The sequence below is a fragment of the Mesobacillus jeotgali genome (assembly GCF_002874535.1).
Lineage (GTDB): Bacteria > Bacillota > Bacilli > Bacillales > Cytobacillaceae > Mesobacillus > Mesobacillus jeotgali.
This window is the reverse complement of sequence record NZ_CP025025.1, coordinates 2,224,944-2,242,075: the sequence shown is the minus strand read 5'-3', so window position 1 is coordinate 2,242,075 and position 17,132 is coordinate 2,224,944. Positions and strand designations below refer to the sequence as shown.

Here is a 17,132-nt window from a genome sequence, read left to right as displayed (position 1 = left end):
AATCCACCTATTTAGATAACAGGTGGAATTCATAGACATTATTTTGTTGATAAGGATCGGTAATACTCGGTAAGAAATATGAAGTACAATTGTTCTGGCTTTTTTATGTTTCCCTCAGCTAACTTACTTAACGCAACACTTATCGTGCCTTCAAGTGTACTGGTATCTTTTTCGCTTTCTAAAATGATTCTAATGTCGGCAACAACGAGTGCAAATGGCAGGCTTAAGAATTTTAATGCTTCCTGAACAATCTCTGCTTTTCTTTCATAATTATTGTTCAAATACACCATTCTATTCCCCTTTCTTATCACTTAAATCTAATATAATATAAAGCTGGAATTTCGTCCGGTACTAAAATGTAAGAAATTATTAATAGGTTTTACGATTCTTTTAGATATATCAATTCTCGATTCTAGTTTTATGGTAAAATTAGTAATAACATGTTGCAGAAGAAGGGTGAAAAGTATGAGGGATTATCAAAGATCGGTAGATGAATTACAAGCAGTTGCGGCGAATTGGTGGCCGCAAAACTTAGTGTCGCTAGAATCTGAAAGTAGTATTATACCTTTATTAGTAAGGACTCAAGATGATTTTATTTCAATATTAAAATTGTGTGGTAAAAGCGTTCATAATCCATTAAAGGTTTTTGACCTTATCCAAGCCTCTGATTTTCCAGCCAACTTATTTTTGAAGCACCTTATCGTCTTAGCTGATTTTGGTGGAGAAAAGCTACAAAGATTAAACAAAAGTTTTGATGGCTTATTTCCTAAAGACCAAGAAAACGGTAAATACTATTTGGATTTCTATATGAATGAAACCGAACACACCTATTTTTTTCAGAATTTGCCTATCCAATCATTAGGTAATAAACATCTTAAGATTGATGGAAAAGGACTTCAACATGAAGTAGAATTAAATGATTTAACTAAAGATGTGATAATGTTATTATTATATGGTTCAAATGCCGTTCTAGAGAAAATATCCCATGTTTTAAATAAGTGTGTAATTGGAAATTTAATCGGATTACCATCAGAATTAGAGAAGTTTATCAAGCAAAGGTATATATTTGTAAGCAGGATAACAGGTGGTGCAGAAGCAAACACCTTAGGTCAAGTGGCACAACAGTATGTAATGGAATACCTGAGAACTAGGTTGCCTGGTTATGGAATTAGAAGTAACGGACACATACCGGGTGTAACTCATAATGATGGACGTACGGAGACTACTTTTGATATTGTCGTATCTTACAATGGTAGACATGTGGCTATAGAAATCAGTTTTCAAGTTACAACGAATAGTACTATCGAAAGAAAAGCTGGACAAGCAAAAAATAGATACGATATGGTTACAGAATCAGGAAACTTTATAGCATATATCATTGATGGTGCGGGTAACTTTCAAAGAAAAAGTGCAATCTCTACTATTTGTGAGAACAGCCAATGTACTGTAGCGTATACGGATTCAGAACTTAATGTACTCATTGAGTTTATAAAGGCTAAACTACCATGAAGGGAAAATATTGTTGATTCTTCTTCTGGCAGTGCATCGTTTATAATAAAGTTATATGAATGGATCAGAGAAACAACAAAGAAGGATTGATGATAGTGGAAATTAAATTTATTGATTTGTTTGCAGGGATAGGTGGTATTAGGCTTGGATTTGAAAAGGCTATGCAAACATTTGGAATAGAAACGAAATGTGTACTATCTAGCGAGATTGATTCAAAGGCTGCCGAAACCTATAAAATTAACTTTGGTGAAACTCCTAGCGGAGATATTCATGAAATCCATGAGATTGATGAATTTGATTTCCTTTTAGCTGGATTCCCTTGCCAGCCATTTTCATACGCTGGTAAACAAAAGGGTTTTGGAGATACAAGGGGGACACTTTTTTTTGAAATCGAAAGAATATTGGAGAAATATAGACCAAAAGGATTTCTATTAGAAAATGTTCGAGGTTTGGTTTCACATGATAAAGGGAGAACTCTAAAAACTATAATAGAAAATTTAGAAAAACTTAATTACAGGGTTAAATACTTGATTTTAAATAGCAGTAATTTTGGTGTCCCTCAGAACAGGGTAAGAATATATATTGTAGGATTACTAGGTGAGGAACCTGAATTAACTTTACAAAGTGACTTTGGATCATCTGATTCACATCAATATAAAAAACAGCAACTTTCATTATTTGATAATGTAACTAATCCAACAGTAAAAGATATCTTAGAAGATAACAATGAAAGCACTCAGAAATACATCTGTTCGAATAGCTTCACCGATATGTTATCTAAAGTTGTTGGAAACGACTTTGAAAAGCTTCATGGTGTTCGGCTTATTGATTACCGTGGTGGTAATTCAATTCATTCGTGGGAACTTGGTTTAAAAGGGGACTGTACTCCTGAAGAAATAGACTTTATGAATGCCTTAATTGCAAATAGACGCAAGAAAATTTTTGGTACTCATCAGGATGGAAAAAGGTTGTCAATAGAACAAATTAAGACATTCTTCGACAATCCTAACATTGATGAGATTGTGGCATCTTTACTGAAAAAAGGATATCTTAGTGAGGATAGCAACAAGACCTATAACCCAGTTGCAGGTAATATGTCCTTTGAAGTATTTAAGTTCCTAGACCCCGACAGTATTTCAATCACTTTGACTTCATCTGATTGTCATAGGTTAGGTATAGTCCAAGATAATGTGCCGAGAAGGATAACTCCAAGAGAATGTGCCAGGCTACAAGGATTTCCTGATGATTTTATTTGCCATCCGGAGGATCAATTTGCTTATAAGCAATTCGGAAATTCAGTTTCCGTTCCTGTGGTGGAAGAAGTAATTTATGATTTATTAATGAACAACCAAAAGTTCTTTGAAGAATATTTACCTACCCAGGAGAAAGCTATAACTCAATAGTTCTTGAAAACGGTAAACCACCTATTTTATAGGTGGTTTTTAAATTTCTGTTCCCCCTTTAACTACACTTAGGCAGCATATCACCTATTAGAATCAAACACTAAAATCAAACTCACCAAACTCTTTAGACAGACTTTTATATTTTAAAAAACATTAATCCACCCCCTATTCCGGGACAATAGTAATTTACGTAATCAATACGTATGAAGTGACCGTCCAGGGTGCTTATCCCAACACTTAAGATAAGGAAAGTTAAAGGGGGAAGATACTTGACTAGAAAAAAAGATAAAGTAGGCATGATAGAAATGAAATACAAGGTAGGTAGTGAAGGGTACTTCAAACTAAAAAGGATGGGGGATATAAAAGAAAAGAAGGGAAGATGGAAGCTATCCATATTACAACAAGTGTTAATGACTATAGGCTTCATATTGATTAGATTCATTTTTGCTAAGATGATTTAGGAGATAGAAAGGTATTTTAGGGGGAGGATAGCTGTCCCCCTATGTTTCACTTAATTTTTTGATAACACATTAATTGGATTATTAGCCTGCTTTTGTTTGAATTCTTCAAAATCATTTATTGTCATGGAAAGGTAATCTTCAACAGTACAATTTGTTTGTGAATAACCTGCATCTTTTCTCATCGACAATATAATATCTGCTAAGAGATATAAAGGTTCAAGATTATTTGTATCGGTATCGTTATTTGCTTTGTATGTTTTGAAGGCAAGAAACTTTTTTACAGTTTCATCAGATGCATATAAAAACACTTTATTAGCTAGTTTCATCATCTCTTTTTTGTCGAAAGGTTCTTTTGGTTTTTGTTTTGATTTCCTGTTGTTATTATCAGTGGAAAATGACGCGGCATTGATCCAACTATCAATAAATCTATCAAATTCTTCGGTCTTAAGTACGTGTAGTTGGGTTTCATTAATTTTCATTATTTCTAAATCTGTGGTTAGTTGATTCTTAAATTCTTCTAACTGTTTATTAAGGTCAAATTCAAAGGATTTTAAATGAATAGCATGAATTTGGTCCGGTAACTTTTTAAAATAAGAAAATAAAAGCCATAAGCCAGCAAGTAGTATTAGTTGCAATACTGCGATTAATATCTCCAATTTTATACCTCCAAAATGACTATTTATCCTTATTATACCATCTCGACGTTAACAATTTATATTATTTAGATAGTAAGTAAAGATGCCAAGATTAATCTGATACCTAATAGAGATGGAAGCATTTATGATTTGCTTGGTACGAATATTTTATTTTGTCCTAATATGTTCCCATGCTGCAAGTCATTACCTGAGAGGCAGGCGACTAGATTAAAAGTGGGTGAGTGATAAAGTAAATAAAAATAAAATCTAATGTCCTGTTTTTAGTCATGACTGCAAGTTACATGGTGAGGGAAGAAATGAACCAACAAAGGGGGACTGAAATAACCCAAAACTAAACTGGAATACGATTAATCAAAAAAATAGATAACAGAATGGAAAGGAAAGATGAACTAATGAAACATCATGGAGAACTAAAGGAACAAGCAAATAATATAAAAAATCAAAAAAACAAGGAGATTAATAACATGAATGAAATGACATTAATTATTACAAAGGAAATGTGGGAGAAGGGACAAATGATGCTTGAAGAAAAAATTAAGAAGAATCCATTGTATATGTGGGAAAGCAGATTGGAAGATGATGTAATGTGTTTACGTGGAGGTTTATCTATAATGGAAGAGGAAATTAATCTTCTTTCTAATTCTTCGAATAACATTTCACTAATTGACCTATGTGTAAAAGTTCTATCCTTTCAAGAGACGGCAGATGAACTGGTTGAGGTAATTCTAAATAAAGAAAGAACTTTGGACGATTTAATGAGAGTTGAGGGTGAACTTTTCAGGATCGAAGAAGAAATTGATGAACTTGAGAAGAAGATAGATGAATTAAAACTTAACTAAATAAAGGACTCTAATAGAAGGCTGTCTGGATAATATCCAAACAGCCTTTTTTATTTCCTATGTCCTAATCCATTACCTTACTGCAAGTCCTTTCCTGAGGAGTTCAGTTTCAGAACTTTAAAACAAACATATAAGCGAGGGAATATGATGATAGGAGTAAAAAGCAGTGAGATTATTTGTAAGGGAAATTTAACGGGTAACTACGAACAAGTTCCAATGGAGTTATTTAATTACCTAGAATTAGGGTTGATTACTAAAAATGGATTTGTTGTATACGTTCGTTTGTTGAAATACTATAACCCTGACTATGGCTATGCCTATCCGACGATAGCACAATTAATGCTTTCAACTGGAATAGGTGGTAAGGGGACTATTGACAAGGCACTTGATAACTTGGAAGAAGTAGGGTTAATAAAAAGGATAAAACAAAAAGGTCGGGATAATAACGCATATATTGTCTTCAAGCCGCTGGAACAACAGGAACTTTATGAATGTCTGCCAGATAAGTTACAGGAGTTTATGAACCGTAAGGAAGAAAAGTTAAAGGCCGCACTAAAAGATAAGGAAAGGTTATTAACACACAGGAATACTGAAGATGAAGAACAAGGCATTTCAGCACCGCAGATTCTACCTAAAGCAGATGATTCCGTTTTAGACTAAATAACAGACATGTGTGATTATAAAGATAATGAAAGCCTTGTGGGAGTAGGAAATCACTGATTTAGTGATCACACATAATTTAATGTGTTCTATTTTAGAACTTAAAGAGGTTCTATAATTGAACTTGAGAAGGTTCTAAAACAGTACGTTAAACAGACTTAGTTAAACAGACTTAATTAAACAGACTTAATTAATAAGACTTATAATCTCATATTCCCTAATAGAAATAACTAAGTAAGATACTATCATATAGTATATAAAGTAAATAGGTATAAGGAGTTTAGTGAGTTTAAATAAGGTTAATAAAAGGCTGCCTAACTATTGCAAGTTAAGTAGCCTTAAATATTTTTTACATTCATCTTATTAGGGAACTCGTAAACTAAATTTGGCATCTTTTTATATTTCTCATAAAAAACACAGCTAAAGGTATGTTATAATTTGGTACTAGGAAGGGGAGGGGGAAATGTCAAAAGAAACCCAATTAATTTTAGTAGCAATAATTGGTGGTATGTTTACACTGTCAGTCGCTTTTTTGACTCCTGTATTAGCGAATAGGAAAGATAAGAAAGAATTTAAAAGAAAACATAACTATGAACAGTTAAAAGAATTGTATCTTCATATTTACAGTATTGCGGTTCAATCAGAATACATACGATACTTTAAAAAGAAGTATCATACATTAGACTTTAATATTTGGGATTACCCTTTTTTGGAGTTACATATGAGTAAAACAGTAATAAAGAATGGAAGAATAACGGAAGAAGAAATAAAGAATGCCATAACTTCATTTAATAAAGAGGGAATTATAGACTTAATATTTGAAAAGAGTGAGTTTGCTTCTCAAAGATTATTAAAGCTTGCTGTTGGCTATAGATACGTTCACTCAAACTATCTGAAAGAAAGTCCTTTTCAAGACCACTTTCAGGAAGAAGAATTAAGACTAATAAGTCTAATTGTCCAAACTATAGTTAAAGAGTGTAACGAATTGTTAGAGGAATGTAACATGAAGTATGATGGAAAGGAAATTTCTTATGGCATCATGAATCTAGATATCTATAATGAAAATATAAAATATGACCAATATTAAGTGATCCTATTCAGGGTGCTTTTTTAGTGGCTGCCTGTGTAGAATTGGTCATATTCCAGGAAATACTTTTTGTGGTGTAAAGTAAAAATGCTTAACAGTTAAGGGTTTATCGTATGTGTACCAACTTAGGCAATGCCGGCGATGCACAAGCAGTTAAACAGGAACAAAAAAAGGGGACAGTCGTTATGCCGTCCTCTTACAAATTCCTACTGATAGATATTTTACGATATAGCGAAATGATAGCCTTGTTCTGCTGTTCCCAATGATCATTCCTTAGCATAGGGATTTTAAAAGTGTGTTCCATTGCTGTTAAAAGGTCAGCCAGTCTAATTGCTTTTCTGTTGCCGGAGATATTGGAATGAATGATTTCTTCATAGCTTTTGTTAAAGTCTGTCAGTGTCATTATTTAACCCCTCATATTCTTTTACCTTCTTATAGAACGTTGCCTTTTTCATAGCTACCTTATCCATAAAAGCAACGGCTGTTATCTTTCCAGCTTTCCATTCCTTATATAGCTTATCCCATTCTTTAGGCAGTCCTAAAGCAGGTCTGCCTAGATGTTTACCTTTAGCTTTGGCTGCGGTTATACCTTCTTTTTGGCGTTGTAGAATGGTTTCTCTTTCCTGCTGTGCTATGGACGTATAAACCTCAATGATAATGTTATTAATCATGTCTAAAACCCATTCTTGACCTGTTGGGACATCCTGCATAGTGGTAGGAAGGTCTATAATCTTAACCCTGATACCTTCCTGTTTAAAGTGTTCTAGGTATCCTTTAATCAGTTCTTTATTACGTCCCAGGCGGTCAATAGATTTAACATAAAGGGTATCACCTTCCCTCATAGCTTTTAACAGGTTCTGAAAGCCTTCTCTGTCCATATCCTTTCCACTTGCTTTATCACTGTATATGTACTTCTCATTCGTTACATAAGGCTTTAATGACTCTAGCTGTCTATCTAAGTTCTGATCCTTACTACTGACTCGGACATAGGCAAAGTTAATTCCCATAAATAAGACCACCTTTATTATTGGATACCGTTAGCATACCGGGTAATTCTATAAAGGTCAATTATTTATTAGACGTATATAAAGGTTTATTTTAACTATTAATAGACGGGTATTTTCGATAGCTTTTTATAGTCTGGCAAGGTGTACCTTTATAGGCTGTGGATATATTGGGGTTCACGATTACAGCAATCAAATCTGACAAGATTATGAGGCACACTACAACATAGTTGTATATGCCATAGAAGGGGTATAAAAAAGGTTAAAGGCAGGGTAAAGGTATCAGAAGGAGATAGAACTATGGCGAACCACCATAGCACAGCCACTATAATACGCAGCCGATAAACGATAATAAAGATGATGAATGACAACATGAAGGATAGAAAATGAGTGAAGGAAAGAAGGCAGAACACTGGAATACCGAAAGGTTATTGAACCGGGGAAGGGGAAGACATTGCATGGTCTGATCCTATAGCATAAGCCTACCCCAGGGGGACGGGGGGTATGTCCCTGGACCCGACTAATGTCCAGATTAAATACGTGATTTTTGAGAAACCTTTTGTAACAGTGCCACTGAGGATAAATCTTACGTAATTACTTTTACTCACTATGTGATTACCTTGCAAATTTGCTAGGGGACTAAATTAAAGAAGGGTGGTTAGGGATTTTTCGTTTTATAGATAACTCCGTTACCTATAAAAAATTTTGTGGTGGGGTTTCCATAACTTCTGAATAGGGGCTTGTACGAGAAATTAGTAGCTTAAAATAAAGGGGTGGGGTACTTAGGTATCACTTTCTATTTCCACCCCTTACAAATGCATATATATCAAGCTTTAATTAAAGCTGATTTCTCGTTTTGCCTGTACTTTGAATCTGCTATTCTATTAGCTTTTTTCTTGCCGTGGTTTCTGCATCTATCACCACAGTATTGAATCCTGTAGTTATCTGTCTTAAAGGTGTTTCCGCAGCCTTTACACTTCTTAGATGAGTGTCTAGCCGTTGCCTTTAGTACTTCAACACTGTAAGACTCTTGCAAGTTCTTATCAGCAGGAAGGACGGCTGTTTCAAAGTAGGGACAGCGTAACCCTTCACATATTACTTGATTAAACACAGGACAGCTTATATCGCCAAGACATTTGCCATTGATGAAACTGGCACAGTTATTTTCTGCAAGCTTGCTACACGCCTTTAAAACACTCATTTTGCTTTCCCCTTTTTCTTTCGTATTTGATATTTGACGACATCCTTAGATACTCCAATCTGTTTAGCAATCTTTCCCATGCTGAATCCTTGCTTATGAAGTGAAATGATTAGATCCTTATCCGCATCAGACATTTTTGGTTTGCTGATAGTTGCTAATTGAGGTTGAGATAAAGATTCATATTTCCCATTACACCTATGCCTTTGAGACTCTATGTTAATCAGATAGCCTGGCTTTGCATAAAACTCCTGATAGCAACCAAAGCAGAAGAACTTTATAGTTGCTTTGCCATTTAAATAACGGTCTACAGGTACTAATTTGCCTGTATAATGCTTGTCAAGGAATCGTTGAAACGGTCTGTTTTCTTTAACGTACTTCAATTCAATCATCTTACTTCACCCCTTAAATAGAAAAAGCCGACAGGGATAATCCTGCCGACTGTTATTTGTTCTGTTGCTTCAGAAACTCTGCTATCTTATTATCATCTAAATTCACTTTATCCCGATTCTTTCCCTGGGATTCTTCAAATTGTCGCACAGCAATTCCTAACGCCATTCTAGCCATGAAAGGCAGTTTATCTACTTCTTCCAAGCTTTCGCCTTTAGCGACTGACTCAACAAATTCTGGTGTGAATTGCAAGCTTATTTACCTTCCTTCATTGGCCGCTTAATGTCGGATGGAATCTGTCCATCACGAGCTGCAAACATGTGATAACGAGAAAGTACAGTATCGAAGCTTTCAGAATAAACAGGCTGTACTTTGGTATTAAGCATGTATTCAATACGAGGGTACTGTACTTTAACGGTAGGATCATTCATTACCTCATGAATGGCACTGACTTCTTTTTGCTGTGTCTGCATAGCCTGGGAGAGGTCTGCCACGGCTTTGACAAGTTCCCACCGTATTAACTCAACCATTTGATTAACGTGATAATCAGGGCGGCTTCTCCTGTCATCTTCTATAGCCTGCTGAAAGATAGGGACATACTTTAGCTTTACTGCAGTCCGTTCTTCTGACAGTTCTTCCAGTAGGCTATTTATAACGTTAGTTTCATACACTAATTCCTTTGCCTGTTTCTTTAGATATATGAGTTCCGAAATATCGGTAATGACTTGCTGATTCATTAGGTTTTCCGTATGTTTCTTTTGAATAACTGCCATCTGTTCTTTAAGCATAGTTTCCCTTTGGTCCAGCAGATTTGCATTTTCCTTATACTCAGCCACTGCCTTCTTTGTTTCAGGGAAAAGATTCATACTGTCGATAGTCTTATCCAGTGCTTTCCTGTCAACTTTAATCATTTCGCTTTCCATCCCTTTCTGCAATTAAGAACCGTATAGACAATAATTCAACCTCCGACACTTTCAGCAGCTTACAAGCATCTGCAAACCTAGCCTTGTAAAGTGGCGAGAAATTTAACTGTCCCTTCTCCAATAGCCTTAATGTCTTTTCATCCACACGCATAACATCAGCAAACTTCACTATCGTTAATCCTCGTATCTGCCTTACAAGCCTAATATAACGATAATCATTTAACTTCATTAGACACACCCCTTTTTTTAAATAAAAAAGGACAGCCGTTAAAGCTGCCCAATGTTCAATGATTCATAGGAAACACCTTTCCTATACTCTTATGTTCGTAAAACCTCTGTCTTTTACAGGTGATAATCCCTTTTTTCGGGGTAGATTACCATTAATTTTGCTGATTTCACACTGGCAAGGCTAAAGCAATTCCCCTAAAAGCAGATGACTTCTAACTAGAGATATCTTGAGAAAGCATTTAGCGAGGAAAATTTAATTTTTCATGTCCTTATTTATCATTAATATGCAAGTACCTTCCTGAAACCAAATAGGAAGGTGATTAACAGTGGATCAAACAGCAAAAAAGTATGGTTTGGAATTTGAGATGGATGAAACTAAAAATGAAGTAATTCTGTCAATTTACGTTGGAGGATTCCAAGTGCAAAATATTTTCAAGAAAGATACGGATAAAGATGAAGAAGTCTTGTCAAAGGTTGAAACAACCCTTAAGAACGCCGTTCAAGACTATTTAGAGAATAATTCATTAACAAATAAATAGAGTAAAATTCACAGACAAAATTAAACTGGAAAAAATATCAAGACCAGGATATTCTTTAGGTATTAACGAGATTAAAAATACACATTTAAAAAGGGGATATAAAAGTGAAAAAAGTCTACTGCCTTTATCGGGTATCAACAGAAAAACAGGGAACAGAAAATGAAATTCCTATGCAAAAATCAGAATGCCATAAGTTTGTTAGACAACAAGGATGGATGATTACTAAAGAGTTCACAGAAAAAGTATCAGGTTTTCAAGTGCCTTTACAAGAAAGAAAAGAATTATTTGAAATTCTCGCCGCTGCTGAACAAAGGCAATTTGATATTTTACTTGTGTACTCAACTGATAGACTAGGAAGGCAAGTAGAATTCTTACCTTTCTATGGACAACTTGAAGAAAATAATGTGCAAGTATGGTCTACTAAAGAACAAAGAGTATCAGGTACAGAACATATAGATACATTAAAACAATTCATTGGACTATGGATGGCAGAAGGAGAGTCCAGAAAAACATCAATGCGAGTCAAAGATACTTTCACTCAATTACACGAAGCTGGAGAATACGCTACAGGAAATGCACCATATGGATATAAGAAAGTTGATACTGGTATTAAAAGGAATCCAAACAAACCCAACACCATTAAAAAAATTATTATTGATGAAAACGAATCTGAAATTCTTAAAATGATATTTAATTTTGCAGGGAATAAAGGTTGGGGTACACCTAGAATAGCAAAATATTTAAATGAAAATGGATTTCCCAACAGAAAGAGGAAAATATGGAGAACATCTTCAATATATCGGATACTCAGAAATCCAGTGGTTATAGGACGAAAACCATATCAGCGGAGTGAAAAAATCAATATGAAGAATAAAAAAAGAAAGGAATATTCTTATAAGGAGTGGAAACTCCAACCATTCAATCCTGAATTGGTGCTAATTCCAGAAGAATTGTTTACTAAAGTTCAAGAACTAACGACAAACAGAGGTTATGAAAAGAAAACCGATATCCCTTTAAATTCAAATGTTCTTCTGTCAGGGATAATTTATTGTGGGGACTGTGAAAACAAATTGAGAACGGATTTCTCGTATAGCAAACGCAAAGGTTCGGATGGCAATCAAGAAAAAGTAAAAGCTTATAGATACAGGTGTTATTCTCCAGGTCATATAAATCATGACGGCAGAAAAAATTATAGTGCAAAACAAATTGATTATGCAGTATCAGAAATGGTTAAATTCGCAATCAAAAACGTAAATATTGGAAGCATTCAGGATGCAATTAAAAATTATAAATCGAAAGAAGTAGTACTGAATAATCAAAAATTAATTGAAATGGAAAATGAAAAAGTGAGTTTGGAAAGAGGATTAAGAAATGCTGAAAATGAACTTGAAAAGTTCTTCATGGGACAATCAAAATTTAACGAAAATAGAATTGTAAATATGATTGAAAGTTTTGAGACCAATCTTAAAAAAGTTAATAAGGAAATATTGATAGTTCAAGATGAAATTAACGATATTCAACATAAACAGATTGATATAGAAGCCTTACTAACAAAATTAAACCAATGGAGTCAAATTTATGAGGATAGTGATTTTGATACAAAAAAAGTAATTGTAGGGGATCTTATAGAAAAGGTAATAGTTCAAAATGAAACTATAAGGATTATATATAGGACTTCATTTGAGGGGATTTTCGCAAATAGAATACAAAATTAAGGAAAGCAGACACAATTTGGTGTCTGCTTTTTTTATTTATACTCAAATTCAGGTTCTCCAGAAACTTTATTCAAGCAAATAAATAAATCATGTCCATCAAAATACCAAAGGTCCTTTTCCTCAATATAATAAGTTACTCCGTTTTTAACTGTTTGCACTCCTATGGTATGTGTTTCATCTTCTTTAGCTACACCTAATGAAAAACCTTTCTGGATCGAACTGAAACCACCGTACCGGACAAAAAATCGCAAAAAGCTTCCGGATGAAAGGTCCATTTCATTTTCATACCATGCTGCTGCATCATCATTAATTGTAATATTCATATTGTTTCTCCTTCCATACCAGATAGAGCGATTATAACATAAGCAATGCCCGGTCTTCATGGACCGGGCACTTTCACCTTATTCTTTTATAAATTGAGTCATATGATGCATGATCTCATTATATTTATTTTCTGCTCCAGCGAGACCGAATTTACCGGCTTCCTGCAATGGAACCACCTGGTAATTCCTTTGCCTGCTGCTTGAAACAAAGGTTGGCAAGAATTCAGGATTTTCCAATACGATTTTATTACCTTCCGGTGTGATGGTTTTAGTTATTTCAACAGTAGCAAGACCTCCGATATCCTTATAGTCCCACATTTGCCCGGACAGGAAATTGCCCAGAGAATAGACCACCAGTGCTTTTCTGCCGTCTGTCGCCGTCAGCCACTCCATAGGCTGCAGTACATGTGGGTGATGGCCAAAGATGATATCGACACCCTCATCAACAAGAAACTGAGCAAGTTCCTTTTGGTCAGTGGTAGGGAAGCGCTGGTATTCATTTCCCCAGTGGATACTCATAACTACAACATCAGATTCTGCTCTAGCGCGATGAATTTCAGCCTTCATCGCTTCTCGGTCAATCAGGTTCACGAGATGATCCTTGCCTAAAGGGACTGGAATCCCGTTAGTTCCATAGGTGTATGATAAATAGGAAACATCAATCCCGTTTTTATTCAATATGCGCAGCTTTTGCTGGTCGGCATCATCCTTGTATGATCCTACATAAGGAAGACCGGCAGCTTCCATATTTTGAATGGAAGCTAGTACACCTTTTTCAAACTTATCAAGCGAATGGTTATTTGCATTTGAAACAATATCCACTCCGGCATCTATAAACGCCTCACCAACCTCAACCGGACTATTGAACATAGGATAGCTAGACAGTCCGATTTCCACTCCGCCAAGAAGTGTTTCCTGGTTTGCCAGCAATAGGTCAGGTTCAATTAAATATTCCTTAACATTACTGAGCATCGGTTTGAAATCATACCCAGGATTCATAAAAGCATCTTCATAAACCGTATCGTGGACCAGGATATCACCGATTGCTCCTAATTTCACCGTTTCCACAAAGCTCTTTCCAGAAACATCATAGCTTCTCTCAAGATGTGATTTCTGAGATTTCATTTTTATACTTGGTGCCTTTGCCTCAGCTTCATGATACATCTGAAATGTTAATACAGATGCCAAAACACCTAAACCAGTAAACAAGGCCAGTCCAAAAGGTTTTTTCTTCTTTTTTCTCATATTAATCTCCCCAGATTATAATGAGGCATTTTTATTTTTAAGCCTCTAAGGATAATATATTATAAGAACAGTGATAAATGTATAAATTTCAGTATGAATTTCATATTTTTGTCATAATTCGATAAAATATATGAAAAAAAGTATGTTGATCATAATAGTTATGAGAGGGAGAGTGGATATGTTTAAAATAACAGATAGCGCTTATAAAATATTGCTTAAAGCCATCAAAAAGGAAAGTGAAGACGGGGAAAAGCTTTATATCCGACTGACGATGGGAATCGGCTGAGGAGGACCTCAGCTTAGAGTTGTTCTGGAGGAGCAGCCATTAACAAATGATCATATTTTTACATTTGACGAGGTTTCAATCCTGATTCATGAGGGTGATTCAGTTTACTTCGATAATACCAAACTGGATTATCTAAAAGATGTTTTTGGTGCGGGAAAGTTTAAACTCCTTAAAGTGTAACTTTGTTATAAGTCAAAAATGCGGTCCCTAGAAACCGCATTTTATTAATGGTTTTGGTATCAGCACTGAAGCTCCTTGCAGGGACTGTAAATTTAAGAAAGAAGAAAACTATACTACCATTCCATTTTTTCCAGGAAATCCATTAGTTCGTTCATATTCTTTATTTTTATTGTAGAAGAATCATTTTTGTCATTGTCATGAATATCAGTCAGAAATTCTACAATAAAATCATCTGGCGACGTTACATCAGCTGTTGTGGTTGTGTACACAAAATTTTCAGCCAGCTTTATAACTTCTTCCATTTCAATCCGCCTTCTTTCTCCTGTTCTTACCTACATTTTACCAGTGAAAGAAAAGGTGAACAGTGCTCAATATGACAATTTTTCGACTAATCGAAAAGCTGGACATTAAATAGCGGGGAGGGAAAATTCGAATATGGTCTTAAAGGGCTGAGTGGTAACCGTCATTTCTCCGCCATGATTTTCTATTATTTGCTTGCTGATGACCAGTCCCATACCGGTTCCGTCAGTTTTTGTTGTATAGAATGGAGTGAAGATTTTTTTCAGGGAGTATTCATCTATTCCATAACCATTATCCAATACACTAACGTGGATGAATCCACCATCTTCATTTACGGCCAATTTTATAGACCCTTTATTCCTCGTATTTCCTTCAACAGCCTCTATGGCATTTTTCAATAAATTGATTAACACTTGCTTGACCGCTTTTTCATCTGCCAGTACATACAACTCTTCATCAGGAAGTTCAATATCTAATTCGATATCCTTTAGAATGGACTCGCTTGAAAATAGCCTGAACATACTTGCAGCTAACTTGTTAACAGATATTTTCTTTTTCTCAGAGGAGGAAGGTTTCAGTACGGAAAGAAATTCAGTCAGTAAGCTGTTGGCTCTATTAAGTTCATCAAGAGCTACGTCTGCGAACTCCTGCTTACCGGCAGCCTGCAGTTCCGGCTGAAGCAACTGGATAAAACCCTTGATAGTTGTCAGTGGATTCCTTATTTCATGGGCTAATCCGGCCGCCAAATGGCTCGCTGAAGCAGATAGAAAATCACCAGTGGCTGATTCAATGGCCAGTTCTAGATGCTTTAAAGTTTGCCGTTTTTCATATATTTCCTGTTCGAGCTTTAGATTTTTGCTTTCGAGAATTGCTCTATCTTTAAATAGATCAACCATTGTCAACTCATCCTTCGTAATTGCCAGATTATGATATAGGAAAGGTCTTTTGATTGAAAAGAAAGTCGGAGATAAATCAGGACTATCTGGACCTGCTAAGTTTAATCTCCTTGCATACGACCGTTTCTTCTCCATTCCAGCACTTAATTGTGAGTGTAGAGAGTGTTTCATAGCTTCCATCTGTATCCCCTCTTTTTTTAATATACATTGAACTGTGTTAGTTTGAAGCAATCTAGATTCGGGTAATTTCATCAGGAATTCACAATTTATAACCTCGGCAACCTAAATTCGATTTCTTTCGAATGTATATGACATATTCATTTAAATTATACCAGCAAAAGCAGGTATTTTTTTATAAAGAACAAAAAAATATTTTAAAAAGAACTTTTCGTTATAAAAGGAGCTATAAGATGGATAAAGCAATTCACCTATTTAAAGATTTCTTGATTGAAAGGGAAGAGAATGTAATAGCTAATATATTTGTTTCAATTGATAAGAATCAGCCAGAATCGTACATCAAATTAACAGACCAATCAAAAGTTAATTCATATAAACAACAGATAAAAGAACTAATTCATTTGCTTGAAAGTTTTTTAATAGGGGAATTAGATGACGAGAGAATTAAAGATTGGGGAAAACGGGTGAGTGAAGATAAAGTGCGATTAGGTCTTTCGCTCAGTCAATCAGTTCAGCATTTTAATAGTATCCGCGGTGCATTGTGGGAAGAACTCACTGTTTTGGCAAATCAAATGAGTAATCTTAGTGCGGGGGAAAGCTTAAGGCTAGGTAATCTCATTAACGGCTTCATTGACGATCTTATCCTCACTTTCACGAATTCCTATACAGGACAGGCAAATAAGCGCCTCAGAGCACAGCAGGAGGTCATTGATGAACTAAGCACACCTGTCATTTCCATTGTTGATGGAGTGGCCGTTCTGCCGATCATTGGCGATATTGATACTCATAGAGCAAGAATTTTGATGGAGCATACCCTGCGTGAAACGAAGAATAAAGAAGTTGACTGCCTGATCATGGATCTTTCTGGTGTTTTCATAGTTGATACAATGGTCGCGCAGGAGCTTTTCAAAATAATAGATAGCCTTAAACTAACGGGAGTGGACGTGAACCTGACAGGGATGCGGCCTGAATTGGCACACTCAGTCGTAACTCTTGGCATCAATTTCGATAATGTAAAAATGTTTAACAATCTGGGACAGGCATTAAAGGCCTTTGGGGTTGTCCGAAAATAGTAAAGCGCAATTCTATTGGTTAGCAGGAAAGCGAAGTGAA

Annotated in this window: 22 protein-coding genes; 9 read left to right on the top strand and 13 right to left on the bottom strand. The window is 35.3% G+C overall.

The genetic code is table 11. From position 1 onward, the window contains the following. Positions 1-38: 38 nt before the first annotated feature. Complete coding sequence (locus CD004_RS11320) at positions 39-290, bottom strand: hypothetical protein (protein ID WP_102262862.1); 252 nt, start codon at positions 288-290, stop codon at positions 39-41. Between the two features lie 175 nt (positions 291-465). Here CD004_RS11320 and CD004_RS11315 point away from each other — a divergent pair, with 175 nt between their 5' ends. From CD004_RS11315 to CD004_RS11305, 3 genes are all read left to right on the top strand, one after another. Continuing rightward, on the top strand, positions 466-1,509 hold the full coding sequence (locus tag CD004_RS11315; RefSeq protein WP_180321286.1) for a restriction endonuclease: 1,044 nt from the start codon (positions 466-468) through the stop codon (positions 1,507-1,509). A gap of 95 nt (positions 1,510-1,604) precedes the next feature. Then, positions 1,605-2,912 carry a DNA (cytosine-5-)-methyltransferase gene (gene dcm, locus CD004_RS11310; RefSeq protein ID WP_324782874.1) on the top strand — a complete coding sequence of 436 codons (1,308 nt, stop codon included), beginning with the start codon at positions 1,605-1,607 and terminating at the stop codon, positions 2,910-2,912. A 269-nt stretch (positions 2,913-3,181) separates the two neighbouring features. Further along, the gene (locus CD004_RS11305; RefSeq protein WP_102262860.1) at positions 3,182-3,373 is read left to right on the top strand and encodes a hypothetical protein; all 192 of its coding nucleotides are present in this window, start codon (positions 3,182-3,184) and stop codon (positions 3,371-3,373) included. Between the two features lie 50 nt (positions 3,374-3,423). Here CD004_RS11305 and CD004_RS11300 read toward each other — a convergent pair whose 3' ends face one another. Further along, positions 3,424-4,029, bottom strand: coding sequence for a hypothetical protein (locus CD004_RS11300; protein ID WP_102262859.1), 606 nt, complete (start codon positions 4,027-4,029; stop codon positions 3,424-3,426). 392 nt (positions 4,030-4,421) lie between these two features. Here CD004_RS11300 and CD004_RS11295 point away from each other — a divergent pair, with 392 nt between their 5' ends. The 3 genes from CD004_RS11295 to CD004_RS11285 all read left to right on the top strand — a co-directional run bounded on the left by CD004_RS11295 (position 4,422) and on the right by CD004_RS11285 (position 6,615). Continuing rightward, positions 4,422-4,868, top strand: coding sequence for a hypothetical protein (locus CD004_RS11295; protein ID WP_102262858.1), 447 nt, complete (start codon positions 4,422-4,424; stop codon positions 4,866-4,868). A 144-nt stretch (positions 4,869-5,012) separates the two neighbouring features. Next, a complete protein-coding gene (locus tag CD004_RS11290) occupies positions 5,013-5,528 on the top strand; it encodes a helix-turn-helix domain-containing protein (RefSeq protein WP_102262857.1) in 516 nt (171 codons plus the stop codon). A 463-nt stretch (positions 5,529-5,991) separates the two neighbouring features. Further along, positions 5,992-6,615, top strand: coding sequence for a hypothetical protein (locus CD004_RS11285; RefSeq protein ID WP_102262856.1), 624 nt, complete (start codon positions 5,992-5,994; stop codon positions 6,613-6,615). Positions 6,616-6,811: 196 nt separating this feature from the next. Here CD004_RS11285 and CD004_RS11280 read toward each other — a convergent pair whose 3' ends face one another. The 7 genes from CD004_RS11280 to CD004_RS11250 all read right to left on the bottom strand — a co-directional run bounded on the left by CD004_RS11280 (position 6,812) and on the right by CD004_RS11250 (position 10,359). Then, the gene (locus CD004_RS11280; RefSeq protein WP_102262855.1) at positions 6,812-7,018 is read right to left on the bottom strand and encodes a hypothetical protein; all 207 of its coding nucleotides are present in this window, start codon (positions 7,016-7,018) and stop codon (positions 6,812-6,814) included. Then, positions 6,999-7,622, bottom strand: a complete 624-nt coding sequence (locus tag CD004_RS11275) for a recombinase family protein (protein ID WP_102262854.1) — start codon at positions 7,620-7,622, stop codon at positions 6,999-7,001. Before CD004_RS11275 ends, CD004_RS11280 begins: the two co-directional genes overlap by 20 nt. 823 nt (positions 7,623-8,445) lie before the next feature. Beyond that, positions 8,446-8,820, bottom strand: a complete 375-nt coding sequence (locus CD004_RS11270; RefSeq protein ID WP_102262853.1) for a cysteine-rich VLP protein — start codon at positions 8,818-8,820, stop codon at positions 8,446-8,448. Further along, a complete protein-coding gene (locus CD004_RS11265; RefSeq protein WP_102262852.1) occupies positions 8,817-9,209 on the bottom strand; it encodes a helix-turn-helix domain-containing protein in 393 nt (130 codons plus the stop codon). The genes CD004_RS11270 and CD004_RS11265 overlap by 4 nt, the downstream gene beginning before the upstream one ends. Before the next feature lie 52 nt (positions 9,210-9,261). Further along, on the bottom strand, positions 9,262-9,459 hold the full coding sequence (locus CD004_RS11260; RefSeq protein ID WP_102262851.1) for a hypothetical protein: 198 nt from the start codon (positions 9,457-9,459) through the stop codon (positions 9,262-9,264). Between the two features lie 2 nt (positions 9,460-9,461). Further along, the gene (locus tag CD004_RS11255; protein ID WP_102262850.1) at positions 9,462-10,118 is read right to left on the bottom strand and encodes a hypothetical protein; all 657 of its coding nucleotides are present in this window, start codon (positions 10,116-10,118) and stop codon (positions 9,462-9,464) included. Beyond that, on the bottom strand, positions 10,111-10,359 hold the full coding sequence (locus tag CD004_RS11250; protein WP_180321285.1) for a helix-turn-helix domain-containing protein: 249 nt from the start codon (positions 10,357-10,359) through the stop codon (positions 10,111-10,113). Before CD004_RS11250 ends, CD004_RS11255 begins: the two co-directional genes overlap by 8 nt. Positions 10,360-10,684: 325 nt before the next feature. On the opposite strand from CD004_RS11250, the gene CD004_RS11245 reads away from it, so the two are divergent. Then, positions 10,685-10,897 carry a hypothetical protein gene (locus CD004_RS11245; protein ID WP_102262849.1) on the top strand — a complete coding sequence of 71 codons (213 nt, stop codon included), beginning with the start codon at positions 10,685-10,687 and terminating at the stop codon, positions 10,895-10,897. 104 nt (positions 10,898-11,001) lie between these two features. Continuing rightward, positions 11,002-12,612, top strand: a complete 1,611-nt coding sequence (locus CD004_RS11240; RefSeq protein ID WP_102262848.1) for a recombinase family protein — start codon at positions 11,002-11,004, stop codon at positions 12,610-12,612. A gap of 32 nt (positions 12,613-12,644) precedes the next feature. Here the strand turns inward: CD004_RS11240 and CD004_RS11235 are convergent, their stop codons facing one another. The 4 genes from CD004_RS11235 to CD004_RS11220 form a co-directional block, all read right to left on the bottom strand. Continuing rightward, positions 12,645-12,935 (bottom strand): HesB/YadR/YfhF family protein, encoded by a 291-nt coding sequence (locus tag CD004_RS11235; protein WP_102262847.1) that lies wholly within the window; start codon positions 12,933-12,935, stop codon positions 12,645-12,647. Positions 12,936-13,013: 78 nt separating this feature from the next. Beyond that, on the bottom strand, positions 13,014-14,180 hold the full coding sequence (locus tag CD004_RS11230; protein ID WP_102262846.1) for a CapA family protein: 1,167 nt from the start codon (positions 14,178-14,180) through the stop codon (positions 13,014-13,016). A gap of 579 nt (positions 14,181-14,759) precedes the next feature. Beyond that, positions 14,760-14,948 carry a hypothetical protein gene (locus CD004_RS11225; RefSeq protein ID WP_102262845.1) on the bottom strand — a complete coding sequence of 63 codons (189 nt, stop codon included), beginning with the start codon at positions 14,946-14,948 and terminating at the stop codon, positions 14,760-14,762. 105 nt (positions 14,949-15,053) lie between these two features. Next, entirely contained in the window at positions 15,054-16,022 is a 969-nt protein-coding gene (locus CD004_RS11220; RefSeq protein WP_158651544.1) for an ATP-binding protein, read from the bottom strand. Positions 16,023-16,252: 230 nt separating this feature from the next. On the opposite strand from CD004_RS11220, the gene CD004_RS11215 reads away from it, so the two are divergent. Further along, the gene (locus CD004_RS11215; protein ID WP_158651543.1) at positions 16,253-17,092 is read left to right on the top strand and encodes an STAS domain-containing protein; all 840 of its coding nucleotides are present in this window, start codon (positions 16,253-16,255) and stop codon (positions 17,090-17,092) included. Positions 17,093-17,132: the final 40 nt, after the last annotated feature.

Excerpts from the sequence above, each read along its gene's own strand:
- CD004_RS11320 (WP_102262862.1), bottom strand. The coding sequence starts at position 290 with ATGGTGTATTTGAACAATAATTATGAAAGAAAAGCAGAGATTGTTCAG.
- CD004_RS11315 (WP_180321286.1), top strand. The coding sequence starts at position 466 with ATGAGGGATTATCAAAGATCGGTAGATGAATTACAAGCAGTTGCGGCG.
- CD004_RS11295 (WP_102262858.1), top strand. The coding sequence starts at position 4,422 with ATGAAACATCATGGAGAACTAAAGGAACAAGCAAATAATATAAAAAAT.
- CD004_RS11290 (WP_102262857.1), top strand. The coding sequence starts at position 5,013 with ATGATGATAGGAGTAAAAAGCAGTGAGATTATTTGTAAGGGAAATTTA.
- CD004_RS11285 (WP_102262856.1), top strand. The coding sequence starts at position 5,992 with ATGTCAAAAGAAACCCAATTAATTTTAGTAGCAATAATTGGTGGTATG.
- CD004_RS11280 (WP_102262855.1), bottom strand. The coding sequence starts at position 7,018 with ATGACACTGACAGACTTTAACAAAAGCTATGAAGAAATCATTCATTCC.
- CD004_RS11275 (WP_102262854.1), bottom strand. The coding sequence starts at position 7,622 with ATGGGAATTAACTTTGCCTATGTCCGAGTCAGTAGTAAGGATCAGAAC.
- CD004_RS11270 (WP_102262853.1), bottom strand. The coding sequence starts at position 8,820 with ATGAGTGTTTTAAAGGCGTGTAGCAAGCTTGCAGAAAATAACTGTGCC.
- CD004_RS11265 (WP_102262852.1), bottom strand. The coding sequence starts at position 9,209 with ATGATTGAATTGAAGTACGTTAAAGAAAACAGACCGTTTCAACGATTC.
- CD004_RS11255 (WP_102262850.1), bottom strand. The coding sequence starts at position 10,118 with ATGATTAAAGTTGACAGGAAAGCACTGGATAAGACTATCGACAGTATG.
- CD004_RS11250 (WP_180321285.1), bottom strand. The coding sequence starts at position 10,359 with ATGAAGTTAAATGATTATCGTTATATTAGGCTTGTAAGGCAGATACGA.
- CD004_RS11235 (WP_102262847.1), bottom strand. The coding sequence starts at position 12,935 with ATGAATATTACAATTAATGATGATGCAGCAGCATGGTATGAAAATGAA.
- CD004_RS11230 (WP_102262846.1), bottom strand. The coding sequence starts at position 14,180 with ATGAGAAAAAAGAAGAAAAAACCTTTTGGACTGGCCTTGTTTACTGGT.
- CD004_RS11225 (WP_102262845.1), bottom strand. The coding sequence starts at position 14,948 with ATGGAAGAAGTTATAAAGCTGGCTGAAAATTTTGTGTACACAACCACA.
- CD004_RS11220 (WP_158651544.1), bottom strand. The coding sequence starts at position 16,022 with ATGGAAGCTATGAAACACTCTCTACACTCACAATTAAGTGCTGGAATG.
- CD004_RS11215 (WP_158651543.1), top strand. The coding sequence starts at position 16,253 with ATGGATAAAGCAATTCACCTATTTAAAGATTTCTTGATTGAAAGGGAA.